The following is a 25,018-nucleotide window of genomic DNA, read 5'->3' as shown; positions in this document are numbered from 1 at the left end:
TGTTTAAAAAGCCTGAAACTATTCGTACCTGTTTTTTATATCTACCTCAGAAATCTCCAGAATTAGATTTGCCAGTTTTTCGGTAACGGCTTTAAAAAAGCCTTCTCCTTTTTCTTTTGTGGCCTTTCTGGGATTCCCGATCCCGGTATCTTCGGTAACCATAGACCATTGTCTTTCTGCCCAGGCCCAGCCTTCTCGTATTCCTGTGATTCTGGATTTATTTTCTTTCCCATTTCCCGCTTCCTTTAAATCTGAAACCAATTCAGGTTTCAAATACATCACAAGGCTGGTTTCCATTTCATCTGCATGATCTCCTTCTTCCTCAAAAAATTGAGATTTATCCACTACGTCGAAGAAATTAGAAGTGACCAGTAGCATTTTTGGATATTTGAGTCCTAATTCCCTTAGAATTGGTTTGAAGTTGTTACCGCCGTGACCGTTCAATAAAATCAGTTTATAAATTCCCTGACGATTTAACACCTCAATAATATCGGAAAGTATTGCAAACTGTGTACTTGGATTTAAATTCATATCCAGTTCAATATCTGCCTGACCGGTATTCACTCCAAAAGGAATATTTGGTAGCACCTTAAGCTTTGCACCTTTTTTCGAAGCAATCTTACCGGCTTCTGCAGCAATCGCTTCAATTTGATAATTATCGGTCCCGTAGGGCAAGTGATAATTATGAGCTTCAGTAGCACCCCAGGTTAAAACGGCAACTTCCGTTTTTTCCTGCTTTACCGATTTCCAATTACTTTCCGATAATATATAAGGTCTCATGATTTTCTAATTTTATATCCAGAAATTGCAAAGTACAGTATGAATAAATAACAAGGGATCATCACCCAATAGGCTTGCTGCGGGTTCCACTCTTCAGCCAGAGCACCATATGCAAGCGGAATTATCGCGCCCCCGGCAATTCCCATCACTAGTAAGGAAGACGCGGCTTTAGTGAATCTTCCCACATCAGCAAGAGCCATAGGCCATATTGCCGGCCACATCAAGGAATTCGCCAGTCCCAGCAGGGCAATAAAAGCAAGGGAAATATAACCATCGGTGAAAATAGCCAGGATCGAAAACAGAATCCCTAATACCGCAGAAACTCTTAAAGCATTCTCTTGTGAAATTAGCTTTGGAATGCTGATAATCCCTATGATATACCCTATTACCATGGCCACCATTGTCCCGGTAGCAAAATATTTAGCGGTAGTTAGCGCTATTCCCTGTGAGGCTCCATAACTTATAATACTGTCGGCAGCAATAACTTCTACTCCTACATATAGAAACAGGGTAATTACACCCAATATTACGTGCGGAAAATCAAATACACTTTTCTTGGTAGCGTTGGTAGAAGAAAGACTCTCATCTTCTTCATCGGTATCTACTTCTGGTAAGCTGGATTTATAAACCCATATTGCTAAAAGTAGTAATACCACTATAATTCCTATATACGGTGGAATTACCCTTAAAGCCATTTCATTTAGCTCATTTATTCTTTCTGCTGAAGTTAAACTGGAAATTTCAGCCTGTAATGCATCAGCCTTTTCTAATTGCAAAAAGAATCCGATTAATATAGGAGCAATGGCACCCGCAAGTTTATTACAGATCCCCATGATACTAATACGCTTTGCCGCACTTTCCGCAGGACCCACAATGGTCACATAAGGATTGGAGGCCGTTTGTAGAATAGCCAGTCCGCTTCCCATGATGAATAACCCGGTAAGGAATATGAGATAAGTTCTTGTAATTGCTGCCGGAATAAAGAGTAAGGCACCAAAAGCCATAATTACCAGGGCTACAGACATTCCTTTTTTGAAACCTAATTTTGTAAGAGTACGTGTAGACAAAGGAGCCATCACGACATAGGCTATATAAAAGGCGAAAGTGACGAAAAATGACTGGAACTTGGTTAGCTCACAGGCAATTTCCAGGTAAGGAATCAACAGGGAGTTTAACCAGGTAACAAACCCGAAAATGAAAAACAACGCACCTATGATAATGATGGAGCGGGTAGTATTTCCGTTTGCTTTAGATGAAGTATTATCTTTTGCTATTGAATTTGTCATGCTGTATTAGAAATGAGGTTTATGGTAAAATTGTGTTTTGATTAGAATTGTTCGTATTGTATTCCTTAGATTCAGAAATAATCAAAGCAGCTGCTCCTAAAATTGAAATATTCTCCATGTCTGAAGGCTCAATAACCAATTGATCTGTAACTCTTTTAAAGGGAAAGTCTTTAATGGCATGAAGCATCCCGGCTTCAAAAAATTTAAAAGACTTACTTACAGAACCTCCCAATAAGATTGCTTCGGGTGAAAGTATATAAAGAATATGATTAATCGCATTTCCCAAATGCTCTCCAAATTCTTCCAGGATCTTCAAAGCATATTTTTCGCCTTTTTCTGCATCTTTAAATACATTCGCTCCTTTAAGACCATACTGATTTTTAAAGAATTTCCCGCTGCAATAATCTTCAATAGTCTTTCCTAAATAAGGAATACTTCCTAATTCTCCTGCACTGGAAAAACTTCCGGAATATAATCTATGATTAGCAATGATCCCGGTACCAAAACCCGTTCCCATTGTAATTCCTATCAAATTCTTATAATTGCTACCTTTTCCGAATATTTTCTCTCCAATCGCAAAGACATTTGCATCATTGGTGATCCTCACCGGAATATGGAAATGCTCCTCGAGTTGTTTTTTTAAATGAACTTCTTTCCACGACGAAATATTTAAAAGGTCGTAAACTATCCCGTTATTTTCATCAACCAGACCAGGAACTCCAATTCCAATTCCTTGAAAACTCTCATTTCCCAGGGATTCTATACCCCTTATCAAATTTTGAATTATATCTTCTTTTGAAGCCCCGGAAAGGGTGGGGAATTTAATTTCCTTTATGATTTTTGAATCCTCAACGATTCCCAGTTGAATTTTTGTTCCACCAATATCAACACCTAAAATTTTCTTATCCATTTGCAGCTTTTTACAGAAATTCATCAAGGCTTCTATTACCGAAATAACAAATGAGCATCAACAAAGTATGTGTAATTTTTTAAAATAAACAAGTACTTATATAAAATTTTTATAAAAGTTATTTGTTTTTGACTTTTATTATACAATGTTAACAGAAAAGATTGTCAATACAGAATTATTCTTTCAAGACATACAAATAAACTATATTTGTACACTTAAATTTACCTGATTTAAAGGGAAAAGCACTCAACATTTGGAGATGAAGAATATTCGGAATTTTTGCATTATTGCACATATTGATCACGGGAAAAGTACACTTGCAGATCGTTTACTGGATTTTACCGGTGCGGTGACAGAAAGAGAAAAGCAGGAACAACTTCTGGATAGTATGGATCTTGAACGTGAACGTGGGATCACTATTAAGTCCCACGCCATACAAATGGATTATGTACATGAAGGTGAGGAATACGTCCTAAATCTTATTGATACTCCCGGTCACGTTGACTTTTCTTATGAAGTTTCACGTTCTATCGCTGCCTGTGAAGGTGCTTTACTTGTTGTAGATGCCGCACAAAGTATTCAGGCACAGACTATTTCGAATCTTTACCTTGCTCTTGAGAACGATCTGGAAATTATTCCGGTTCTAAATAAAGTGGATCTGCCAAGTGCAAATCCTGAAGAGGTTACAGATGATATTGTAGATCTTTTAGGCTGCGACCCTTCCGAAGTTATCCCGGCCAGTGCTAAAACCGGTCTTGGAATTAAAGAAATTCTTGATGCGATAATCAATCGTATACCTGCTCCAAGCGGAAAAGTTGATGCGCCTTTAAGAGCTTTGATCTTTGATTCGGTTTATAACCCTTTTAGAGGAGTTGAAACATATTTTAGAGTGATCAACGGTTCTATTAAAAAAGGAGAGAAAATTAAGTTTGTCGCTACAGAAAAGACGTATGATGCAGACGAAGTTGGTACGCTTAGACTTAAACAATTCCCAAGAAAAGAGATAAAAACCGGAGATGTAGGATACCTTATCACCGGTATAAAGGATGCCCGTGAAGTAAAAGTGGGTGATACTATTACGAGTGCTGTAAATCCAACTACAGAAGCGGTTGCAGGATTCGAGGATGTAAAACCAATGGTTTTCGCCGGAATTTATCCTGTAGATACCGAGGATTACGAAGAATTGAGAGCTTCGATGGAAAAACTTCAGTTAAATGATGCTTCCCTGGTATTTACTCCTGAAAGTTCTGCTGCACTTGGATTTGGTTTCCGTTGTGGCTTCCTTGGAATGCTTCACCTTGAAATTATCCAGGAAAGACTGGAACGTGAGTTTGATATGACCGTAATTACCACGGTTCCTAATGTATCTTACCATGCATATACTAACAAGAATCCGGATGATATCATCCTGGTTAACAATCCGTCAGATTTACCGGAACCTTCAAGCTTGAACAGGGTTGAAGAACCTTTTATTAAGGCTACCATCATTACAAAGGCCGATTATGTGGGGAATGTGATGTCGCTCTGTATCGAGAAAAGAGGAGAGATCACGAACCAAACATATCTTACTACCGAAAGGGTAGAATTGTCTTTTGATATGCCATTGGCTGAAATTGTTTTCGACTTTTATGATAGATTGAAAACAGTATCCAGAGGTTATGCCTCCTTCGATTATTCTCCTATTGGAATGCGCCAATCTAAACTTGTAAAAGTTGATATGCTTCTGAATGCAAATATCGTTGATGCACTTTCCGCTTTATTACACGTAGACAATGCATATGACATTGGTAAGAAGATGTGTGAAAAGCTAAAAGAATTGATCCCAAGACAGCAGTTCGATATTCCAATCCAGGCTGCAATTGGTGCGAAGATCATTGCCAGAGAGACTGTAAAAGCGCTGCGTAAAGATGTAACCGCAAAATGTTATGGGGGTGATATTTCCCGTAAAAGAAAACTTCTGGAAAAGCAGAAAAAAGGTAAAAAACGTATGCGCCAGGTTGGTAACGTAGAAATTCCTCAGGAAGCTTTTATGGCAGTACTTAAATTGAACGATTAAAGTAAATTCATAATATAAATTCAACCCCTCTGAAGTCAAATTCAGAGGGTTTTCTTTTTTTATGCAATTTTTTAATTTTGTGGAATATTCAAAATTAGAAGAAAAGGTTATGGCTGGACATAGTAAATGGGCGAATATAAAGCATAGAAAAGGAGCACAGGATAAGAAAAGAGCTAAGCAATTCACCAGGGCGATCAAAGAGATAACGGTTGCAGTAAAAGAAGGTGGAGGTCCAGATCCTGAAGCCAATCCCGGACTTAGAAATGCAATTCAAAATGCCAAAGGTGTAAATATGCCTAAGGATACCATTGAACGTGCCATTAAGAAAGCTAGTGGAGCAGATGCCGATAGTTATGAAACAGTAACTTTTGAAGGCTATGGGCCTAATGGTATAGCTATTTTTGTTGAATGTACCACAGATAATACAAACCGTACTGTAGCCTCTGTTAGATCTATTTTCTCAAAAAATGGAGGTAGCCTGGGAACAAATGGTTCACTGGAATTCCTTTTTGATAAGAAAGGTGTTTTTATACTTGAAAAAGAGAAAATAGAGATGGATATCGATGAGTTTGAACTGGAACTTATTGAAGGAGGCGCTACAAAATTCGAAAAGGAAGATGATTACCTAACCGTATTTACAGATTTTACAGATTTTGGGACCATGTCGTCAAAATTAGAGCAACTTAAAATTGAGCCTAAGAATTCTGAAGTTCAGCGCATACCTTTGAATACAGTTGAATTACCAGTAGAAGATGCACTTAAGATCCTGAATCTTGTAGAAAAATTCGAAGACGACGATGATGTACAGAATGTCTATCACAATCTGGAAATCACTGATGAGTTAATTGAAGAAATGGAAAAAGAGCAGGCTTAGTCCTGTTTTATATTTTCCTCAATATTTTCCTTTTCTTCGCTTTCACCCTGTTCTATTTGTTTACCTAAATAGACCATCATATAACCTTCTTCTATCTCTACATCGGTACTATTAGAAGGTATGATACTTAATTCTCCTTCAGTATTTTTAACGAATAATGGAATGATATCTGGATCTGTCTTGCTTATTTCAATCAAACCGTCATAATGTTCCTTAGAATTAAGGTCTATTTCGTGAATAGAAGGGTATTTACGGGCAAGATTGGTTAATTTGATATAATCATCTGTCTGGGAGAACAAACCTTCTTTTGGATTGTTTTCAGGGTCATACATTTCATCTGAAGACACCACTCTAAAAGATCCATTTTCACCAAAATGTTTTCTGAATTTTTCAATGGCATTTAGGTTAACTTCGGTGTTACCGGTCATAGCCATTAAATATCCAACATCACTTAATTCAATATTATTGATAAGATCGTCTGAATAAACATTCTCCTGGATCGCGTCAAGTCCAAGCTCTCTTGCTTTCTTAATATTAGAACCGTTACTGTCTACCAGAACAACGTGTCTCTTATTTTTCTTTAAGTAAGATGCTATTAATCTTGATATAGTTGATGCACCAATGATCAAAATGCCCTGAGAGTTCTTAAGAAATACACCAACCAGCTGAGCAAATAACCTGGCCGTAGTGGCATTCAATAATACCGTACCCAATACGATCATAAACACTAGTGGAGTAATGTACTCTGCACCTTCCACACCCTGATTTGCCAGTTCCAGACCAAAAAGTGATGCGATACCGGCAGCTACAATACCTCTGGGTCCTACCCAGCTAATAAATAATTTTTCGTTGACCTTCAAGGAAGATCCTATACTACTAACAAAGACTCCCAGTGGTCTTATCACCAATACAACAGTTCCAAAAAGGATTAGTGCTTTAATATCATAAACCAACATTAGATCTTCCACATTGATATTAGCCGCAAGAAGAATGAAAAGTATCGAGATCAATAATACACTAAGGGATTCCTTAAAATACAGAAGCTCTTTAAGATTTGGCAGGTTTATATTACCCATAACCATTCCCATAACCACAACGGCTAAAAGTCCGCTTTCATGAGCAAATAGATCGGCTAAGACAAATACGCCTAATACAGTAGCCAGCGTAAGCACATTAAGTAAATAATGTGGAATTACGTTCTTCTTTATCGCAAAGGCCAGAGCATGAGCAAAAGTGAAACCGAAAGTGAAACCAAAAAGAACGATCTTACCAAATTCCAATAAGGCAGTTTCAGTAAATTCTGTTCCAGTTCCTGCGCTGATAAATTCGAACATTAATACCGCAACCAGTGCACCAATAGGATCAATAAGAATACCTTCCCATTTTAAGATTGCTGAAATATCCTTTTTTAATGGAATGTTCCGTAAAATGGGCGTAATCACCGTTGGTCCGGTTACAATGATCAAGGCCGCGAAAAGGAAACTAATTTGCCAGCTAAGGTCGAATATAAAGTGTGCTGCGATTCCTGCTCCAAAAAAGGTAACTATTACCGCGATGGTAATAAGTTTCAATATTACGGGACCTACATTTAATATTTCACCTTTCCGCAGAGTTAAACCACCTTCAAAAAGAATAATTCCTATGGCCAGGGAAACGAAATAGAATAAACTATCGCCGGGAAATAAACCAGATTCTCCATTCCATATAGGTTCTATCAGTTTTGTTCCATCAACCGTAAAGAATGTGGATATAGGCCCAACCGCCAATCCCACAAGAATAAGTGGTAAAATTGCCGGAATTTTAAATCTCCACGCCAGCCATTGAGCCATAATACCCAAAATCACTATTCCTGCTAATTCTATCATGCTAGTTAGTTTACTTATAAAAGCTAAAAATATTAAAAATGTTTTACTATGAAAGCTTAATGTATAAAGGCTTTCTATAATATTATCCTGTTAAATGAAATGAAAATAATTCGAAAAGGCTTTAACTTTTTCTATTTTGCGGAGAATTTGTAAAAACTTTAACCATGACACTATATCCCATAGAGGCAGGAAACTTCAAACTTGATGGCGGAGCTATGTTTGGAGTTGTACCTAAAAGCCTGTGGAACAGGACAAATCCTGCAGATGCTAACAATATGATAGATATTGCCGCCAGATGTTTGTTAATAGAAGAAGGTGACCGTCTTATGTTGATAGATACCGGTATGGGGGACAAGCAAAGTGAGAAATTCTTTAGTTACTATTATCAATGGGGTGATCACAGTATCGATAATTCCCTTAAGAAGTATGGTTTTCATAGAGATGATATTACAGATGTCTTTATGACACATCTTCATTTTGATCATTGTGGTGGTAGTATTCAGTGGAATAAAGATAGAACAGGCTATGAACCTGCCTTTAAAAATGCCAGATTCTGGAGTAATAAAGAGCACTGGGAATGGGCTACAAATCCAAATGATCGTGAAAAAGCTTCATTTTTAAAAGAAAATATTATTCCGATGGAGCAAAGTGGAAAACTTCACTTTATTAAAAGAGAAGGAGATACAGAATTTTCTTCTTATAAAGATCTGGGCTTTGGCGTATTATTTGTAGATGGACATACAGACAAACAAATGATCCCGCATATAGATTATAAAGGGAAAAAACTTGTATTTATGGCAGATCTGCTGCCTACTGCAGGACATATTCCATTACCATTTGTTATGGGATACGATACAAGGCCATTGCTGACCTTACCTGAAAAGAAAAAATTTCTGGAAACGGCAGCAGATGAAAATTACTATCTGTTCATGGAACATGATGCCCACAATGAAATAATAACCTTAAAACACACGGAGAAAGGTGTAAGACTTGATAAGACACATACTTTCAACGAAATATTTAATTAAAATAAAACATGAGAATACCTTTTTTAAAACCATTTCTAGGCCTACTTGCTGCTGGTATTATTACCGGTTGTAGCAGTACCGCACCAAAAGTTGTTTCAACACCAGTTAAGAATATAGATGAAATTCCTTTAAAGGTTAGAGATCTTAGCGATGCTGAACTTAAGAATTGGACCAATAAAGATCTTACGCAGGATACCATTCCTGGAATGAGTGTTGACAGGGCATATGCTGAAATTATTAAAAAAAATCGCCCTTCTCCCGTGATCGTTGGAGTTGTGGATAGCGGTGTTGATGTAGAACATGAAGATCTTAAAAATGTACTGTGGATAAATACAGATGAAATTCCTGGCAATGGAAAAGATGATGATAGTAATGGATACATAGATGATATTCATGGATGGAATTTCCTTGGGGATGCAGTTGCAGAGAATATGGAATACGTCCGTATTTATAAGGATCTTAAGCCTAAATATGAAGGGAAATCTGAAAGTAGTATAAGTACTGCAGATCGTGAGGAATTTGCCCTATATAAATCTGCAAAGGCAGAATATGAAAAGGAATATGATGAATCTGTCCAAACACGTGACCAATATCTTCAAATCAAAGAACAGATCGTAACCGCTCATAACGCTGTTTCAAAAGAATTAGGTACTGAAGATTACACAAAAGAACAACTGGCAGATTTTAAGCCCGGGAATGAGCAAATGAACCAGTATAAGTCCATACTTTCTCAAATTCAGTATAATGTAAACGAGAATATTCCTGAAGCATTAGAAGAATTAGATGATGCTATAGATTACTATAAAGGCAGACTTTCTACTCATTTTAATCTAGAATTAGATGGTCGAGCAATAGTAGGGGATGACCCATATGATATTACTGATACAGATTATGGAAATAACGAAGTTTCAGGACCAGAAGCAGATAAAGAAAATGTAAAACACGGAACTCATGTTGCAGGTATTATAGCTGCCGACAGATCTAATGAAATTGGTCTTAAAGGGGTTGCTAATAACGCACGTATTCTTGTAGTTAGAGCAGTACCAGATGGTGACGAATATGATAAGGATATTGCGCTCGGGATAAGATATGCCGTGGATAACGGGGCTAAAGTGATTAATACCAGCTTCGGAAAATATTTCTCTACAAACCCGGAATGGGTTATAGATGCTATCAAATATGCTGCAGATAATGATGTACTAATCGTAAATGCAGCCGGTAACGAAGGATTGGATCTTGACACTAACCGAGTTTATCCTAATGACCAGGATCCAACTAATACAAGTGAAATTGCAGATAATTTCCTTACTGTAGGTGCTCTTAATTATGAGTATGGATCTGGCCTTGTTGCCGAATTTTCAAACTACGGAAAATCCAATGTAGATGTTTTTGCACCGGGAACTAAGATCTGGTCTACAACTCCAAATAACGAGTACGAATATCTACAGGGAACTTCTATGGCTTCACCAGCTGTAGCTGGAATCGCTGCAATAATTAGAGGATATTATCCTCAGTTATCTGCATCCCAGGTAAAACAAGTGATCATGGATAGCGGACTAACTACCAACGCTACAGTGATAGTAGGTGGTGATAGAAGCAACACTAAAAAATTTGAAAGTTTGTCTACCTCAGGGAAGATGGCCAACCTTTATAACGCACTAATTTTAGCCGACCAAATCTCAAAAAATAATTAAAATGAAGAAAATACTATTTAGCTTATTACTAATTTCAACTGGTCTTATCCAGGCTCAGAATAATACTTCTTACTGGCAGCAACATGTAGACTACACTATGGAAGTAGACATGAATGTTGAAAATTTTAAATATACCGGGACCCAGGAATTGGTTTATACCAATAACTCTCCAGATACTCTTAACCGGGTGTTCTATCATCTTTTTTTTAATGCATTTCAGCCGGATAGTGAGATGAATGCAAGGTTAAAAAGTGTTCCAGATCCAGATGGGAGAATGACCATGAACAAAGGAAACAAGGAGAATCCAGAGATCGTTAGTAGAATTACGGGACTTTCTGAAGATCAGATTGGTTATTTAAGAGTGAATTCTTTAACTCAGAATGGTGAAGATCTAAATTATGAAGAAGTAGGAACCGTACTTGAAGTAGAGCTTGCAAAACCAATTTTACCTGGTGAAAAAGCTACTTTCAATATGAATTTTGAAGGTCAGGTACCAGAACAAATTAGAAGATCTGGAAGAAATAGCTCAGAAGGTGTTGCTCTTTCTATGAGCCAGTGGTATCCTAAATTGGCTGAATATGACTTCCAGGGATGGCATGCAGATTCTTATATAGCCCGTGAATTTCATGGCGTTTGGGGAGATTTTGATGTAAAGCTTACCATCGATAAAGATTATACTGTAGGTAGTACAGGATATCTTCAGAATCCTCAGGAAATAGGTCATGGTTATGAGGAAGAAGGAACAAAAGTAAAGACCAAAGGTGATAAGTTAACCTGGCATTTTGTAGCACCACAGGTGCATGATTTTACCTGGGCTGCAGATCCTGAATATATTCATGATAAATTAACTGCTGAAGATGGTACTGTTCTACATTTCTTCTACAAAGACAACGATGAAATAAAAGAAAACTGGAAAAATTTACAGCCAAAAACTGCTGAATTATTAGCTTATTTTAATGAGCATATCGGCCCTTATCCATGGGACCAGTATTCAGTTGTTCAAGGTGGTGACGGAGGTATGGAATATGCCATGTTAACTCTAATTACCGGTGAACGTTCTTTTGGTAGCCTGGTGGGAGTAACTGCTCATGAAATGGCACATGCATGGTTTCAGCATCTTTTAGCGACAAATGAGAGCATTCATGAATGGATGGACGAAGGTTTCACTTCTTATATCTCTTCTGAAGCTGAAAATGTTGTTTTAGGTAAAAATGCTGAAAATCCACATACAGGTTCTTACCGTGGTTATGGATATCTTGCTAAATCTGGAAAGGAACAACCACAAACGACTCATGCAGATCGTTATGCTATGAATGGCCTTTATGGTGCAGCTGCATATTCTAAAGGTGCAGTATTTCTTGCACAATTAGGATATATCATTGGAGAGGAGAATTTATCCAGAACCCTTAATCGTTACTATGATGAGTGGAAATTTAAACATCCAACTCCTAATGATTTTATTAGAGTAGCTGAAAAAGTTTCTGGTGCAGAATTAGACTGGTATTTACAAGACTGGACTAAAACCACCAATACAATAGATTATGCAATCAATTCTGTTGAAGGGAATGGTGAAAAAACTACTGTTGCTTTACAGAGAAATGGTTTAATGCCAATGCCTGTAGAGGTGGATGTTACTCTTAAAGACGGTTCAGAAGAAAAATTCTATATCCCGTTACAGATGATGAGATGGGAAAAACCTGCAGATGAAGGGGTAAAAAGAACAGTTAAGAAAGACTGGGCCTGGGGATTCCCTGGTTACCAACTGGAAATTCCGGTAGCTTCAGATAAAATTTCTTCTATAGAAATTGATAACTCACAATTAATGGCAGATATAGACCGTTCCAATAATACGTGGAATGGAAATAAGGAAAATGTTGATTCTAGCAATTAGTTTTGAAACACACAAATTATTTAAAAACCCTTTCTTCGCAGAAAGGGTTTTTTATTTATTATGATTATTACTTTTGAAGCATGAACGAGAGTTTCGGAAAATCAGAAAAACTTAAAAGCAAAAAACTGATAGATCAGTTATTTGTAGAAGGGAAAAGCATCAAAGCTTATCCGCTTAAATTAGTATATGTTCCGTTTGAAAATACAGAAGATGCAGCACTTAAAACAGGGGTTTCGGTACCAAAAAAACTAGTAAAGACAGCGGTTAAGCGTAATAGAATTAAACGCATGATGCGAGAGGTTTTCAGAAAAAATAAGTACCTTGTTAGCAAGCATTTATCTTCTTCACATGCCTTCATGTTCATATACATTTCTCGAGATGAAATAACTTATGAAAAATTGGAAGCCTGTATGATTAATATCCTGGAGAAATTCAGTGAAAAAAATTAAGGTTATGAAAAAACGCTTCAGCAAAATACTTCTTCTACCACTTGTATTAATCGGAATTTTTATAGGTACCGTAAGTTTTAAATCAGACTTCTTCGAGATCGCCAAGCAGATAGAGATCTTCACCACATTATTCAAGGAGATCAATATGAATTATGTGGACGAGACTAATCCCGCTGCATTGATGGATACAGCGATCAAATCCATGCTTACAGATCTGGATCCATATACAAACTACTGGAACGAACAGGATGTTGAGGCAGCCAGGATAAATAGTGCTGGAGAATACACCGGTATAGGTGCTCTAGTAAAAACAGGACCTGAAGCAATTACCGTCGTTGAAGCTTATAAGGATTATCCTGCAGATAAAGCCGGTCTTAAAGCTGGAGATGAGATTATTAAGATTGGGAATATCAATGTAGCCGATTTTAAAGAAGATGCCGGAGAACTCCTTAATGGCGCTCCAGATAGTAATATAAATATCACTTATAGGCGTCAGGGAGAAATTAAAACTACTTCATTAAAAAGAAGCTCAGTAGATCTTAATGCTGTTCCTTTTTATAAATTATTAGATGATAATTCCGGATATATAGTTCTTTCAAGATTTAATGCAAAGGCTTCCTCTGAGGTTAGTAGAGCTTTAAAAGACCTAAAGAATCAGGGAGCAAATAAAATTATCCTTGATCTAAGAGGGAATCCCGGAGGTTTACTTAATGAAGCTATAAATGTTAGTAATATTTTTATAGATCAGGGCGAACTAATTGTGACTACAAAGTCGGTCATTGAAAAGTACAACAGAGAATATTTTACTAAGAAAGAACCAATAGATACTAAAATACCTTTGGTTGTCCTGGTTGACGGAAGAAGTGCTTCTGCAAGTGAGATAGTTGCCGGGGCAGTTCAGGATCTTGACCGTGGTGTGATCGTTGGAGCAAGAAGCTTTGGAAAAGGTTTAGTACAAAGACCTAGAGAACTGGCTTATGGTACTCAGTTAAAAATTACCATTTCACGTTATTATACTCCTAGTGGCAGGTGTATCCAGGCATTGGATTATAGACGAAGAAGTAAAGACGGGAAAGCCTTAAGAACCAAAGTTGAAGATTATAATGAGTTTAAAACCAAAAATGGTAGAACTGTATATGATGGAGGAGGAGTACTGCCAGATGTAAAACTGGAAACTTCAGAATTTAGTGATATCACCCAATCTTTATTATATCAGGATGCGATCTTCGACTTTGCAACAAACTATTACTATACCCATACGCTAGAGAATACCGAAAACTTCAGTTTTACAGATGCAGATTTCAGTGAATTCAAAAACTTCCTGGAAGATTCAAATTTTAAATATCAAACAGCTACAGAAAGGGAATTGAACGAGATGATGGACAAGGCTGAAGATGAAGAATTAAGATCTAAAATATCTGCTGAAGTCAATAAAATTAAATCTCAGATCTCTGATTTCAAAAAACAGGAATTAGATGATAAGAGACCGGAGATCGTTAGTTTATTAACCGATGAGATCATTAAAAGATATTTCTATAAAGAGGGCTTGTACGAATATTATACAGATAATAATCCTGAGATTAGCAAAGCCAAAGACATTCTAAACAGTCCAGCAGAATATTCTAAAATCTTAAAATAAATTCCAGGATTTGGATAATTTTCTATTCTTTTTTGAAGAAATGCCTGTCTGGCAAAAGTTAGTTTGGATCATCGCCGTTCTTGGCGCATTCTGGATCCTGGAAGGGTATTATGCCCTGGTAAAGTTCAGATATAATAAATGGAAACATGCGAAGACCAATTTTCTTCTTCTAGGCTTTGTAATGTTGATAAACACGGTTTTCGGACTGGCCACGGCCGGGGTTTTTCTATGGCTGGATGATTCTCAATTTGGTCTACTTCAAATTATAGATCTACCAGTTTGGGCAGAACTTATTATGGCTATAATGGTGCTGGACCTTATAGCACAATATTTCGTTCATTATTTACTACATAAAGTGAAATGGATGTGGAGATTACACCTTATTCATCATACAGATACTCATGTAGATGCCACGACCGGAACCAGGCATCATCCTTTTGATTTCATGATTAGAGAATCATTTGCATTGATCGCAGTTGTAATAATGGGTATGCCTGTGGCCTTTTATTTTTTCTACCGGATCCTGAGTGTTTTTTTTACCTATTTCACTCATGCAAATATTTGCCTGCCCAGGTTTTTTGATAAGACCTTAAGTTATTTAATTGTAACTCCTAACATGCACAAATTTCACCATCATTACCAATTGCCATGGACAGATAGTAATTATGGCAACATTCTAAGTATCTGGGATAGGATTTTCGGGACATTCACTTATGATAAGACTGAAAATATCCGCTACGGAATCGACATTGTTGAGGATGAAACCTCAGATAACATTGGATATCAGCTGGGAATTCCTTTTAATAGATCTATAAAAACAAAGAATTAAGCCTTGATCATCGCAATATGAGGAATGCCGTCTTCCAGGTAACCTTCCCCTGCTGTTCTATAACCGTGTGATTCGTAAAATTTAATGAGATATTGCTGAGCCGATAACTTAATATTAGAAGTATTAAAGTGATCCTTAATAGCTTTATCTGAAGCATTCATAATTTCATGGCCATAGCCATATTTTCTTTCAGAATCTTTTACTACCACACGACCAATTGCAGCTTCTTCAAAATAATAACCGGGTTTAAAACATCGGGTATAGGCAATTACATTATCATTTTTAAAACCTATAATATGCAAAGCTTCAGCATCTTTACCATCAATATCCTGGTAGACACAATCCTGCTCAACTACAAAAACTTCAGATCTTAATTGTAAAATATCGTAAAGTTCAGTGAGTGTTAATTCACTGAACTTTTTTACTTCTATGTTTAGATTCATAGGTTATGAACAGTACTTTTTTGCAGGGATCTTATCTACTCTCCTTTGATGACGACCACCTTCAAAATCTGTATTTACAAAAGTTTCGACCATATCTTTAGCTAATTCTTCAGCCACGAATCTTGCCGGAATACTTAATACGTTAGCATCATTGTGCTCCCTGGCAAGTTTAGCAACTTCCACATTCCAGCATAAGGCAGATCTTACTCCCTGATGTTTATTTGCCGTCATATTTGCACCATTACCGCTACCACATATAATGATACCTAGATCTGCTTTTTTGTTTTCCACATCCTCAGCAACTGGATGTACAAAATCTGGATAGTCTACGCTGTCATCGGAATTTGTTCCGTAATTAGTTACTTCGTGTCCCATACCTTCGAGTTTATCTTTGATCATCTCTTTGTAACCGGTACCGGCATGGTCATTTCCAATCGATATTTTCATACTTGTGTTGTTTGAAGCAAAGTTAAAAAAACAGCCTGTTAACCGGCTTATTTTTGATTGTTAATTACTTTAATGAATATGCTATTTTTCAGCACTTTAAAATTGACACCCAATTGTTAAAAACATAGGATGAATTTCTTATAAACTAATTTGGTTTTTAAGAAAATAATAACAATACCAGAATAGGTTTGAATAAATCAAATTATAACTATAGATTTTTTTAGATAGTTATGAGCATATAAAAACAGGTTATTGACAATTGTTAACTTCTAACTTTTCAATAAAATCTGTTAGTACAATTTTATGAACTTTTGTTAAGTAAATCTTAAAACACTTAGAAAATCAATTACTTAAGAATTAACACCTATGTTGATAAACTGTTATCAAATGCTTACAAGTGAAATACCAAACAAAGTTCAATTTAATTGTGCTACAAATTAACACACCATCATATAACATCATTTTAATTTTTTATAAAAGAAGAAAAGATGAATATTATATATAATGTTTATAACTAAACGATCCTTAGATGGGAAGATTTGTCATTTAAAGAATCTATTATTTGCTTTGCTTTAGAAATATTTAATGGATGTACCATGAGTCTTATTCCGCCGAAGGCAAACGAAGAAAGGGGTAAAAGGCCTACTAGAGTTTCGTTCTGGAAGTAATAGCGTATGCCAGCCTCATCGAATTTAAGCTTTAGAACAAAATATTCGTGAGGATAGGTAAATGTAGCCAGGCATATATAATCTTTCATCTGTCTATGATTAAATGACTGTAGATCTTTAAATGAATATTCTAATAATTATCGTTTAAACAAGTAGATTTTTATTTCAAAAAAGTAAAGAGGAAACTATCTTAAAGATAGACTTAATTAGCGAATTGTAGAAACGATGATAGAAGTATCAGCTTTCTTTTCGATTTTGAAGAATTCAGTCTTTTTTTCCAGAGATCTATTGATGGTAGCCACAAAAAAGATTATTCCGAAAATAAATATCAGAAAAAAGAGTGCTGAGAATTTGACTGACTTGCTGACTTTCATAATATTGAATAAATATAAGGCTAGTAGTCGGGAGCAGTGTTAAAGTAAAATTAAGAAAAAATTAAGAAAAAATCTTAAAATTATTAAAAACATCAAAAGTTTTATTTTTTCCGTTAAAACAGATTAGATATTTATAGTTCAACGACTTAACAAAACTTTAAAGTGAAAATGTCATTGTGTTGTTATAATGGCGTAATTTTATCGTATACTAAGTGATAATGAAGAAAAAGAACAAGAATAAACCCAAAATACAAGGCAATCTTTCCAGAAGTATCATCGATATACTTCGTAACAATTCCGGAAAAACTTATAACTATAAACAAATAGCCTCAATTCTTGGGGTAAATGATGCCAGTAGCAGGAACCAGATAATTAAAAAACTTGCCCAGTTAGCTGCAAAAAAAGAAATTCAGGAAACAGAACGTGGAAAATTCATGATAGAAGGAAGTAAGAATTATTACACCGGAGTCCTGGATCTTACGACCAAAGGTTATGGTTATGTAATGGTTGAGGAGTTTGCAGATGATATATTTATTGCACAAAAAGATCTAAACGCCGCTTTTGATGGTGATACAGTAGAGATCTATGTGTATAACCGTCGAAGAAGAAAACGGTCTGAAGGTGAAATAACAAAGATCCTTAAGCGAAAACGTACTGAATTTGTTGGAACTCTGCAGCAAAAGAAGGATTTTGGTTTCGTAGTGATAGATGATAAATCTATGTATACCGATTTCTTTGTTTCAGGAAATAAGTTGAATGGAGCAGAAAATGGCGATAAAGTAGTTGTAGAATTTGAAGAATGGCCAGATAAAGCCGATTCACCTTATGGTAAGATCACCAGGGTATTAGGAACTCCGGGTGAACATCATACCGAAATTCATTCGATTCTAGCCCAATATGGTTTACCGCATGATTTTCCTGAAGAAGTTGAAGAATTTGCCAATCAGATAGATACTTCAATTAATGAAGAAGAGATAGGTAAAAGAAGGGACATGAGAGATGTGCTTACTTTTACTATAGATCCCAAGGATGCAAAGGACTTTGATGATGCTTTGAGTTTCCAGAAATTAGAAAATGGGAATTTTGAAATAGGTATTCATATTGCAGATGTTTCTCATTACCTGCAACCGGGAACTCTTTTAGATGAAGAAGCTTATGACCGGGCCACCTCAGTTTATCTTGTAGATAGAGTAGTGCCTATGCTTCCAGAAATTCTTTCTAATAATGCCTGTTCATTAAGGCCGAAAGAAGAAAAATTCACCTTTTCAGCAGTATTTGAAATAGATGATAATGCCAACGTTAAGGATCAATGGTTTGGTAGAACAGTTACTTATTCAGATGAACGTTTTGCTTATGAAGAAGCGCAACATATCATTGAAACCGGTACTGGAACTATTCCTGAGGATGTTTCAATTAGAAATCATTCCTATTCTGTAAGAGGCGCATTAGTTGAAGCGGTTGTTACTCTTAACAGGCTTGCAAAAAAAATGCGTTCTAGAAGAATGCGTGATGGTGCGATATCTTTTGATAAAGTAGAGGTGAAATTCAATTTGAATGAAGAAAATGAACCGGTAGGAGTTTTCTTTAAAACTGCCAAAGACGCCAATAAACTTATTGAAGAATTCATGCTTCTGGCCAATAGAAAAGTTGCTGAATATATTGGGAAACAAAGCCCGAAAAAGACCTTTGTTTACAGATGTCATGATGAACCGGATGATCAAAAACTTGCTTCCCTTCAAACAATTGTAGGTAGGTTTGGACATAAATTGAACCTTAAGGATCGTAGTACAACAACTTCTTCACTTAATAAATTACTAGAAGATGTGCAGGGTAGAAAAGAGCAGAATATGGTTGATACCCTGGCAATAAGGACCATGAGTAAAGCCTACTACGGAACTGAAAATATTGGACATTACGGGCTGGCATTTGATCATTATACTCATTTTACATCGCCCATAAGGAGATATCCAGATGTTATGGTGCACAGGCTTCTTCAGCATTATTTAGATGGAGCAAAATCTGCCAGTGAAGAAGAGTACGAAGCAAAATGCCATCACAGTAGTGAAATGGAAAACCTGGCTACCAATGCCGAAAGGGATTCTATAAAATACATGCAGGTTAAATTCATGCAGGACCATGAGAATGAGGAATTCCTTGGAGTTATTTCAGGGGTAACTGAATGGGGTATCTTCGTCGAGATCGTTGAGAATAAATGTGAGGGAATGATTCGATTAAGAGACATGAATGATGATCATTATGAATTTAATCCCGATGAATTTTCTGTAGTTGGAAAGCGTACAGGACAGAGTTATACTCTTGGAGACGAAGTATATGTGAAAGTGAAGAATGCCGATCTGGTTAAGAGGCATCTTGATTTCACTTTATTAGGAAACAGGGCAGAGGTTGAAGCCAATTAATGATAGTTATTACTACTTAATCTATGTAAATCAGTCTTTAACAGGAGTAAATTCTTCTAAAAGTTCAAAAAGTTTACATTTGCAAAACAACTAATCTGTATGTTTCAGGATGTTTTAGCTGCCCTACCACTAGGTATTTTCCTGGCTTTTCTATTTGGTCCGGTGTTTTTTGTATTGCTGGAAACCGCTGCCATTAAAGGATTCAGGGCTGCTTTTGCATTGGATATAGGAGTAATTCTGGCAGATATAGTCTTCATTGCCATTGCCTATTTTAGTACTACCAAACTTTTAGAAAGTTTAAAGGATGATCCAGCCTTATTTATTTTTGGTGGAATGATACTGGCTACCTATGGTTTGATGAGTTTTATTCAGACTAAAAAGGTGTTGCATACCGATGATGAAACTCCTGAAATTAGAAAACTACCCAAGAGCGACTACTTCAGCCTCTGTGCAAAGGGTTTCCTGCTTAATTTTATCAATATTGGGGTTCTGGGCTTCTGGCTCGGAGTAATCATCGTATTTGGGCCTAAACTGGATATGGAGCCCAATAGGATATCTGTTTTTCTAAGTAGTGTGCTGGTAACGTATTTAATTGTTGATATAGCCAAGATCCTTCTTGCTAAAAAACTGAATAGGAAATTAACACCTAATCGTATTTATGTTATGAAGAAAGCGATTAGCGTAATTTTGATAGTATTTGGTGTTGTACTTATCTTTCAGGGGTTATTCCCGAACCAGGTAGACGAAATTAAGGATCAGATAGATGAAATTACTCCCAAAGATTCTTTGATTGGGAAATTAGAAAACTTCACGAACAACAACGAGGAATAAAAAAAGCTTCCCGGTTACAGGAAGCTTTGTTGAGGCATCGAGCGGATTCGAACCGCTGTACAAGGTTTTGCAGACCTCTGCCTAGCCACTCGGCCACGATGCCCTTTAAGGGAAGGCAAATGTAATAAAAATTTTAAGTTTCAAAACTAAAATCTAACGGGATTTCGTTCTGCTTACCGTGACCATCGCTACATTACCACCAATAGGCGGATTAATTTTAGAAACTTCAACCTTAGCCTTCTGAACCATAATGAGTTCGTCCATGATTCGGTTCAGAATTCTTTCTGCCACACTCTCAAGTAATTTGGAACGTATGGCCATTTCTTCCTTCACTATTTTATTCAAATGAACATAATCTATCGTATCGCTAAGCTTATCTGTCTTAGCTGAATGAGAAAGATCACCATAAACCTTAAGATCTATCCTATATTCACTACCTATTTTACTTTCTTCATCAAGGCATCCATGATATGAAAACACCTTGATATTCTTAAGTTTTATTACTCCCACAATAATTTTTTTACAAAGATAAATTGTAAAGTATATAATTTGAGCTCCTGGATAAGTTTTTCTTAAGGCTATCCAATTCTAAGGAATTAATTTTAATGATACTATTAGCTCTAAACTAACTGTAACCACTTAATTTTTGATAAATTTGCCTTTTATTTTAAATCAGTTATGGACGAAGGAAAAAAGTCGCTCAATTTCATAGAGCAAATCATTGAAGAAGACCTGCAAAAGGACTATAAAAAAGAAGAACTTAAGTTTCGGTTTCCTCCGGAGCCTAATGGTTATCTACATATAGGTCACGCGTCTTCTATTTGCCTTAATTTTGGTCTGGGCGAGAGATATAATGCCCCGGTAAACCTGCGCTTTGATGATACCAATCCAATGAAAGAGGAGCAGGAATATGTAGATGCTATTAAGGCAGATATAGAATGGCTTGGTTTTAAATGGGCCGAAGAATGTTATGCCTCAGATTATTTTCAACAGCTATATGACTGGGCTGTAGAGATGATCAAAAATGGAGATGCTTATGTTGATAGTCAGACTTCTGAAGAGATCGCTGAGCAAAAAGGTACTCCAACCCAACCAGGAACAGATAGTCCATATAGAAATCGTTCAGTAGAAGAAAACCTTGAACTGTTCGAAAAAATGAAAAATGGAGACACTCCGGAAAAAGGTGATGTCTTAAGAGCCAAAATTAGCATGGGTGCTACCAATATGCTTATGAGAGATCCTGTGATGTACAGATGTCTTCATAAAAGTCACCATCGTACAGGGACAGATTGGAAGATCTACCCGATGTATGACTGGGCACATGGCGAAAGTGATTTTATCGAGCATGTTTCACATTCATTCTGTACACTCGAGTTTCTTCCACATCGTGAATTATATAACTGGTTCATTAAAAAGGTTAGTAAACCAGGAGATTTTGAGCCTAAACAACGTGAATTCGCCAGGAGAAATCTTAGTCATACCATCGTTAGTAAAAGAAAACTATTACAACTGGTAGAAAAAGGATATGTAAATTCATGGGATGATCCTCGAATGCCTACAATTTCAGGTTTAAGAAGAAGAGGTTATACTCCAGATGCGATCAGAAAATTTGCCGATTCTATTGGTGTAGGGAAAAGGGAAAATCTAATTGATGTTTCTCATCTTGAATTTTGTGCCAGGGAAGATCTTAATAAAGTTGCCCCAAGAGTTATGGGAGTTTTAGATCCCGTTAAACTTGTAATCACAAATTATCCTGAGGGAGAAGAAGAATGGCTGCAGGCCGAAAATAATCCTGAAGATGAATCTGCCGGCAGCAGAAAAGTTCCTTTTTCACGTGAATTATACATTGAAAAAGAAGATTTCAAAGAGAGCGCTAATAGAAAATTCTTTAGACTCACATTAGGAAAAGAAGTAAGGCTTAAGAATGCTTATATCATCAAGGGAGAAGATGTCGTAAAGGATTCTGAAGGGAATATTACCGAAATCCATTGTACTTACGATCCTAAAAGTAAAAGTGGAAGTGGAACTGAAGAATCACTTAGAAAAGTTAAGGGAACCCTTCACTGGGTATCGATAAAACATGCCCTTAAAGCTGAAATTAGGCTTTATGACAGGTTATTCACTGAAGAAACCCCCGACGGTGTAAAGGATAAAGATTATCTTGATTTCGTGAATCCGGAATCTCTAAAAGTAGTGACCGGATATTTAGAACCAAGTTTGAAAGATGCCAGTGTTCAGGATAAAGTTCAGTTTCAGCGAATTGGTTATTTTTGTGTAGACAGGGATTCTACAGAAGCTAAGCCTGTATTTAATAGAACCGTAGGCTTGCGTGATTCCTGGGCTAAGATCAAGAATTAGGTGTTAGTTCTTTTTTTTAAGAATACTTTAGCATAGCACTTTTAACATATTAACCGGTTATTAACAACCTATAGGAGACGCATCCGTTACCTTTGGTAGAATAATAATAACTTAAAATTCAAAAACTTATGGCAAGTACAGGAAATACACTTTTGGCATTAATCACAGGAGCGGCAATAGGTGCCGGAGTAGGATTACTTTATGCTCCAGATAGCGGGGAAAAGACACGCAAAAAATTGAAGAGTGATGCCCAAAAGGCTCAGGGTAACCTTAACAAGCGTTATCATGAAACAAGTTCTAACTTGAGTGAAAAGGCCAAAAAAGCAAGAGTGGATTTTGAGGTAAGACTTGAAGAAACTTTATCTTCTGCAAGTCACAAAGCAGATGATATTCTGGCTGCTATGGAAACTAAACTTGAGGAATTAAGAAAACAAAATGCTAAATTGCAGAAAGACAAAGAAAATAAGTCTACTGGAAATTCTCCAGATAAAGCAGTAGTATAATATTATATGGCATTTGAAAAGGTATCCAACAGTGTACATGATCTAAATAATAATGTTCAGTCGTTTTTACACAGCAATTCTGAATATTATAAACTAAAAGCCTTTAAACAGGGAATGAAGGGGGCAACCTCCTTAGTTCGTTTTCTGGTGATGGGTTTTTTATTGAGTACAGCTGGCGTTATGCTTTCTTTTGCCCTTGCGATAGTGATTAGTGAAGCTATTGGAGTTCCAAGTTCTGGATATTTTATTATAGGTGGATTCTATTTAATAGTTTTTGTCCTGATTTTTATATTTGGAAAGGAACCAATTGAGAAGCTTGTACTGAGAAAGTTCTCAAAGGCTGTATTTGACGATAAAAATGACTAATGAGAATATATTCATCTTTTGAAGAAATAGATAAGGATCTTAAGATTCTTAAACTTCAGACGGAAATAGATAAGGAGGAGATCAAATTAAGTATAGATCAAACTAAACAAAGTCTTTCTCCGGTTTCTCTGGCTGGCAGTATTATAGGTTCTATTATGCAAAAAGCATTGGTGCTTAAAGCTGTTTCTAAAATAATAGGGGTTAAAAAAGTAGTTGCTTCTACAAAAAGTTAATCATTCATACTATCACTTAAAAAAAATCAAAGCCCCGATTGGGGCTTTTTTCTATTCATCTTTATTTGATTTACCTTTTATTTTATCAGCTTGTTTTCGGTTCTGTTCTTTCATTGCTTCACCAATCTGGTTAGAAGCGGTAAAGGAAGCAACCATATTATTCAGCATATCGCTGCCAGCCTGTGGAGAATTTGGTAGTAATATCAAGTTACTATTCGTTTCTTCTCCAATAGCCTGTAAAGTATCATAATGCTGAGTTACCACGATCAAAGCAGATGCTTCCTGCGAATTAATACCAACATTGTTAAGAACATCTACACTTTCTTCCAGTCCACGGGCAATTTCTCTTCTCTGGTCTGCAATTCCCTGTCCCTGTAATCTTTTGCTTTCGGCTTCAGCCCTTGCTTTTGCCACAATCTTAATCCTGTCTGCTTCTGCATCATATTCTGCAGCTACCTTTTCTCGTTCAGCGGCATTTATACGATTCATCGCAGCTTTTACCTGAACGTCCGGATCAATATCTGTAACCAGGGTTTTAATGATATCATAACCATAAGACTGCATTGCTTCATTCAATTCACGGTTTACCGCGATTGCGATGTCATCTTTACGTTCAAATACATCATCTAACTTCATTTTAGGTACTTCTGCGCGCACAACGTCAAATACATAAGCAGTTATCTGGTCATGAGGGCTTTCAAGCTTGTAAAAGGCGTCGTATACATTATCTCTACGAACCTGGAATTGAACTGAGATCTTAAGTTTGACAAAAACATTGTCTTTGGTCTTAGTTTCAACCAAAACATCCAACTGTTGTACCTTTAGATTAATTCTTCCAGCAACCTGGTCTATTATTGGTATTTTTAATTGAAGACCAGAGTTTCTAATACTGGTGAATTTACCGAAGCGTTCTACAACTGCGGAGCTTTGTTGCCTAACTATGAAAATTCCAGAGACAATAACCAGAAGAGCTATAATCGCTAAAACCGGTATAATTACTAAATTGAGCATGTATTAAATATTAAATTAAGAATGCTTCAATTTAAGAATAAAAGGGTGAATCCTTATAAATAAAAA

The 25,018-nt window shown here is 36.4% G+C and carries 23 protein-coding genes and 1 tRNA gene; 14 read left to right on the top strand and 10 right to left on the bottom strand.

Annotated features, from left to right (window positions below):
- Positions 1 to 18 precede the first annotated feature (18 nt).
- From G530_RS0101940 to G530_RS16450, 3 genes are read right to left on the bottom strand one after another with little or no spacing between them, the layout of a single operon-like run.
- The gene (locus G530_RS0101940) at positions 19 to 780 is read right to left on the bottom strand and encodes a creatininase family protein (RefSeq protein WP_026932925.1); all 762 of its coding nucleotides are present in this window, start codon (positions 778 to 780) and stop codon (positions 19 to 21) included.
- Complete coding sequence (locus tag G530_RS0101935; protein WP_026932924.1) at positions 777 to 2,066, bottom strand: sugar MFS transporter; 1,290 nt, start codon at positions 2,064 to 2,066, stop codon at positions 777 to 779. The genes G530_RS0101940 and G530_RS0101935 overlap by 4 nt, the downstream gene beginning before the upstream one ends.
- Positions 2,067 to 2,085: 19 nt before the next feature.
- On the bottom strand, positions 2,086 to 2,976 hold the full coding sequence (locus tag G530_RS16450; RefSeq protein WP_169514027.1) for an ROK family protein: 891 nt from the start codon (positions 2,974 to 2,976) through the stop codon (positions 2,086 to 2,088).
- A 259-nt stretch (positions 2,977 to 3,235) separates the two neighbouring features.
- On the opposite strand from G530_RS16450, the gene lepA reads away from it, so the two are divergent.
- Together lepA and G530_RS0101920 are read left to right on the top strand one after the other, a co-directional pair.
- The gene (gene lepA / locus G530_RS0101925; protein ID WP_026932923.1) at positions 3,236 to 5,032 is read left to right on the top strand and encodes a translation elongation factor 4; all 1,797 of its coding nucleotides are present in this window, start codon (positions 3,236 to 3,238) and stop codon (positions 5,030 to 5,032) included.
- Between the two features lie 109 nt (positions 5,033 to 5,141).
- Positions 5,142 to 5,906 carry a YebC/PmpR family DNA-binding transcriptional regulator gene (locus G530_RS0101920; protein WP_026932922.1) on the top strand — a complete coding sequence of 255 codons (765 nt, stop codon included), beginning with the start codon at positions 5,142 to 5,144 and terminating at the stop codon, positions 5,904 to 5,906.
- On the opposite strand, the gene G530_RS0101915 is transcribed toward G530_RS0101920, so the two are convergent.
- Positions 5,903 to 7,771: a cation:proton antiporter gene (locus tag G530_RS0101915; protein WP_026932921.1), complete on the bottom strand. Its 1,869-nt coding sequence runs from the start codon at positions 7,769 to 7,771 to the stop codon at positions 5,903 to 5,905. The two genes, G530_RS0101920 and G530_RS0101915, sit on opposite strands and share 4 nt — an antisense overlap.
- 164 nt (positions 7,772 to 7,935) lie before the next feature.
- Between G530_RS0101915 and G530_RS0101910 the strand changes: the two genes are divergently transcribed.
- The 6 genes from G530_RS0101910 to G530_RS0101885 all read left to right on the top strand — a co-directional run bounded on the left by G530_RS0101910 (position 7,936) and on the right by G530_RS0101885 (position 15,301).
- Entirely contained in the window at positions 7,936 to 8,799 is an 864-nt protein-coding gene (locus G530_RS0101910) for an MBL fold metallo-hydrolase (RefSeq protein WP_026932920.1), read from the top strand.
- Positions 8,800 to 8,807: 8 nt separating this feature from the next.
- Positions 8,808 to 10,493 carry a S8 family peptidase gene (locus G530_RS0101905; protein ID WP_026932919.1) on the top strand — a complete coding sequence of 562 codons (1,686 nt, stop codon included), beginning with the start codon at positions 8,808 to 8,810 and terminating at the stop codon, positions 10,491 to 10,493.
- A gap of 1 nt (position 10,494) precedes the next feature.
- Positions 10,495 to 12,384 carry a M1 family metallopeptidase gene (locus tag G530_RS0101900; protein ID WP_026932918.1) on the top strand — a complete coding sequence of 630 codons (1,890 nt, stop codon included), beginning with the start codon at positions 10,495 to 10,497 and terminating at the stop codon, positions 12,382 to 12,384.
- Between the two features lie 80 nt (positions 12,385 to 12,464).
- On the top strand, positions 12,465 to 12,833 hold the full coding sequence (gene rnpA, locus G530_RS0101895) for a ribonuclease P protein component (RefSeq protein WP_026932917.1): 369 nt from the start codon (positions 12,465 to 12,467) through the stop codon (positions 12,831 to 12,833).
- 4 nt (positions 12,834 to 12,837) lie between these two features.
- Positions 12,838 to 14,472 (top strand): S41 family peptidase, encoded by a 1,635-nt coding sequence (locus G530_RS0101890; protein WP_026932916.1) that lies wholly within the window; start codon positions 12,838 to 12,840, stop codon positions 14,470 to 14,472.
- 10 nt (positions 14,473 to 14,482) lie between these two features.
- Positions 14,483 to 15,301 (top strand): sterol desaturase family protein, encoded by an 819-nt coding sequence (locus G530_RS0101885; RefSeq protein WP_026932915.1) that lies wholly within the window; start codon positions 14,483 to 14,485, stop codon positions 15,299 to 15,301.
- On the opposite strand, the gene G530_RS0101880 is transcribed toward G530_RS0101885, so the two are convergent.
- The 3 genes from G530_RS0101880 to G530_RS0101870 all read right to left on the bottom strand — a co-directional run bounded on the left by G530_RS0101880 (position 15,298) and on the right by G530_RS0101870 (position 16,948).
- Positions 15,298 to 15,744, bottom strand: a complete 447-nt coding sequence (locus tag G530_RS0101880; RefSeq protein ID WP_026932914.1) for a GNAT family N-acetyltransferase — start codon at positions 15,742 to 15,744, stop codon at positions 15,298 to 15,300. The genes G530_RS0101885 and G530_RS0101880 overlap by 4 nt on opposite strands.
- Positions 15,745 to 15,747: 3 nt before the next feature.
- Positions 15,748 to 16,191 (bottom strand): ribose 5-phosphate isomerase B, encoded by a 444-nt coding sequence (gene rpiB / locus G530_RS0101875; protein ID WP_026932913.1) that lies wholly within the window; start codon positions 16,189 to 16,191, stop codon positions 15,748 to 15,750.
- 514 nt (positions 16,192 to 16,705) lie between these two features.
- The gene (locus G530_RS0101870; RefSeq protein ID WP_026932912.1) at positions 16,706 to 16,948 is read right to left on the bottom strand and encodes a hypothetical protein; all 243 of its coding nucleotides are present in this window, start codon (positions 16,946 to 16,948) and stop codon (positions 16,706 to 16,708) included.
- A 503-nt stretch (positions 16,949 to 17,451) separates the two neighbouring features.
- Between G530_RS0101870 and rnr the strand changes: the two genes are divergently transcribed.
- Entirely contained in the window at positions 17,452 to 19,650 is a 2,199-nt protein-coding gene (gene rnr, locus G530_RS0101860) for a ribonuclease R (RefSeq protein WP_026932911.1), read from the top strand.
- 99 nt (positions 19,651 to 19,749) lie between these two features.
- A complete protein-coding gene (locus G530_RS0101855) occupies positions 19,750 to 20,481 on the top strand; it encodes a LysE family translocator (RefSeq protein WP_026932910.1) in 732 nt (243 codons plus the stop codon).
- A 32-nt stretch (positions 20,482 to 20,513) separates the two neighbouring features.
- On the opposite strand, the gene G530_RS0101850 is transcribed toward G530_RS0101855, so the two are convergent.
- Both G530_RS0101850 and folB read right to left on the bottom strand, forming a co-directional pair.
- Positions 20,514 to 20,584: transfer RNA gene (locus G530_RS0101850), tRNA-Cys, on the bottom strand.
- 50 nt (positions 20,585 to 20,634) lie between these two features.
- On the bottom strand, positions 20,635 to 20,991 hold the full coding sequence (gene folB / locus G530_RS0101845; RefSeq protein ID WP_026932909.1) for a dihydroneopterin aldolase: 357 nt from the start codon (positions 20,989 to 20,991) through the stop codon (positions 20,635 to 20,637).
- Between the two features lie 168 nt (positions 20,992 to 21,159).
- Between folB and G530_RS0101840 the strand changes: the two genes are divergently transcribed.
- The 4 genes from G530_RS0101840 to G530_RS0101825 all read left to right on the top strand — a co-directional run bounded on the left by G530_RS0101840 (position 21,160) and on the right by G530_RS0101825 (position 23,941).
- A complete protein-coding gene (locus G530_RS0101840) occupies positions 21,160 to 22,839 on the top strand; it encodes a glutamine--tRNA ligase/YqeY domain fusion protein (RefSeq protein ID WP_026932908.1) in 1,680 nt (559 codons plus the stop codon).
- A 128-nt stretch (positions 22,840 to 22,967) separates the two neighbouring features.
- Positions 22,968 to 23,342 carry a YtxH domain-containing protein gene (locus tag G530_RS0101835; protein WP_026932907.1) on the top strand — a complete coding sequence of 125 codons (375 nt, stop codon included), beginning with the start codon at positions 22,968 to 22,970 and terminating at the stop codon, positions 23,340 to 23,342.
- Positions 23,343 to 23,348: 6 nt separating this feature from the next.
- Positions 23,349 to 23,708 (top strand): phage holin family protein, encoded by a 360-nt coding sequence (locus G530_RS0101830; protein WP_026932906.1) that lies wholly within the window; start codon positions 23,349 to 23,351, stop codon positions 23,706 to 23,708.
- On the top strand, positions 23,708 to 23,941 hold the full coding sequence (locus G530_RS0101825; RefSeq protein ID WP_026932905.1) for a DUF6327 family protein: 234 nt from the start codon (positions 23,708 to 23,710) through the stop codon (positions 23,939 to 23,941). The genes G530_RS0101830 and G530_RS0101825 overlap by 1 nt, the downstream gene beginning before the upstream one ends.
- 51 nt (positions 23,942 to 23,992) lie before the next feature.
- On the opposite strand, the gene G530_RS0101820 is transcribed toward G530_RS0101825, so the two are convergent.
- The gene (locus G530_RS0101820; protein ID WP_026932904.1) at positions 23,993 to 24,952 is read right to left on the bottom strand and encodes an SPFH domain-containing protein; all 960 of its coding nucleotides are present in this window, start codon (positions 24,950 to 24,952) and stop codon (positions 23,993 to 23,995) included.
- Positions 24,953 to 25,018: the final 66 nt, after the last annotated feature.

Source organism: Christiangramia echinicola DSM 19838, assembly GCF_000423065.1.
In the GTDB taxonomy this organism is placed as follows: Bacteria; Bacteroidota; Bacteroidia; order Flavobacteriales; family Flavobacteriaceae; genus Christiangramia; species Christiangramia echinicola.
The sequence above is the reverse complement of the archived record's forward strand: the minus strand, read 5'-3'. Positions and strand labels throughout refer to the sequence as shown.

Excerpts from the sequence above, each read along its gene's own strand:
- G530_RS0101940 (WP_026932925.1), bottom strand. The coding sequence starts at position 780 with ATGAGACCTTATATATTATCGGAAAGTAATTGGAAATCGGTAAAGCAG.
- G530_RS0101935 (WP_026932924.1), bottom strand. The coding sequence starts at position 2,066 with ATGACAAATTCAATAGCAAAAGATAATACTTCATCTAAAGCAAACGGA.
- G530_RS16450 (WP_169514027.1), bottom strand. The coding sequence starts at position 2,976 with ATGGATAAGAAAATTTTAGGTGTTGATATTGGTGGAACAAAAATTCAA.
- lepA (WP_026932923.1), top strand. The coding sequence starts at position 3,236 with ATGAAGAATATTCGGAATTTTTGCATTATTGCACATATTGATCACGGG.
- G530_RS0101920 (WP_026932922.1), top strand. The coding sequence starts at position 5,142 with ATGGCTGGACATAGTAAATGGGCGAATATAAAGCATAGAAAAGGAGCA.
- G530_RS0101915 (WP_026932921.1), bottom strand. The coding sequence starts at position 7,771 with ATGATAGAATTAGCAGGAATAGTGATTTTGGGTATTATGGCTCAATGG.
- G530_RS0101910 (WP_026932920.1), top strand. The coding sequence starts at position 7,936 with ATGACACTATATCCCATAGAGGCAGGAAACTTCAAACTTGATGGCGGA.
- G530_RS0101905 (WP_026932919.1), top strand. The coding sequence starts at position 8,808 with ATGAGAATACCTTTTTTAAAACCATTTCTAGGCCTACTTGCTGCTGGT.
- G530_RS0101900 (WP_026932918.1), top strand. The coding sequence starts at position 10,495 with ATGAAGAAAATACTATTTAGCTTATTACTAATTTCAACTGGTCTTATC.
- rnpA (WP_026932917.1), top strand. The coding sequence starts at position 12,465 with ATGAACGAGAGTTTCGGAAAATCAGAAAAACTTAAAAGCAAAAAACTG.
- G530_RS0101890 (WP_026932916.1), top strand. The coding sequence starts at position 12,838 with ATGAAAAAACGCTTCAGCAAAATACTTCTTCTACCACTTGTATTAATC.
- G530_RS0101880 (WP_026932914.1), bottom strand. The coding sequence starts at position 15,744 with ATGAATCTAAACATAGAAGTAAAAAAGTTCAGTGAATTAACACTCACT.
- rpiB (WP_026932913.1), bottom strand. The coding sequence starts at position 16,191 with ATGAAAATATCGATTGGAAATGACCATGCCGGTACCGGTTACAAAGAG.
- G530_RS0101870 (WP_026932912.1), bottom strand. The coding sequence starts at position 16,948 with ATGAAAGATTATATATGCCTGGCTACATTTACCTATCCTCACGAATAT.
- rnr (WP_026932911.1), top strand. The coding sequence starts at position 17,452 with ATGAAGAAAAAGAACAAGAATAAACCCAAAATACAAGGCAATCTTTCC.
- G530_RS0101855 (WP_026932910.1), top strand. The coding sequence starts at position 19,750 with ATGTTTCAGGATGTTTTAGCTGCCCTACCACTAGGTATTTTCCTGGCT.
- G530_RS0101840 (WP_026932908.1), top strand. The coding sequence starts at position 21,160 with ATGGACGAAGGAAAAAAGTCGCTCAATTTCATAGAGCAAATCATTGAA.
- G530_RS0101835 (WP_026932907.1), top strand. The coding sequence starts at position 22,968 with ATGGCAAGTACAGGAAATACACTTTTGGCATTAATCACAGGAGCGGCA.
- G530_RS0101830 (WP_026932906.1), top strand. The coding sequence starts at position 23,349 with ATGGCATTTGAAAAGGTATCCAACAGTGTACATGATCTAAATAATAAT.
- G530_RS0101825 (WP_026932905.1), top strand. The coding sequence starts at position 23,708 with ATGAGAATATATTCATCTTTTGAAGAAATAGATAAGGATCTTAAGATT.
- G530_RS0101820 (WP_026932904.1), bottom strand. The coding sequence starts at position 24,952 with ATGCTCAATTTAGTAATTATACCGGTTTTAGCGATTATAGCTCTTCTG.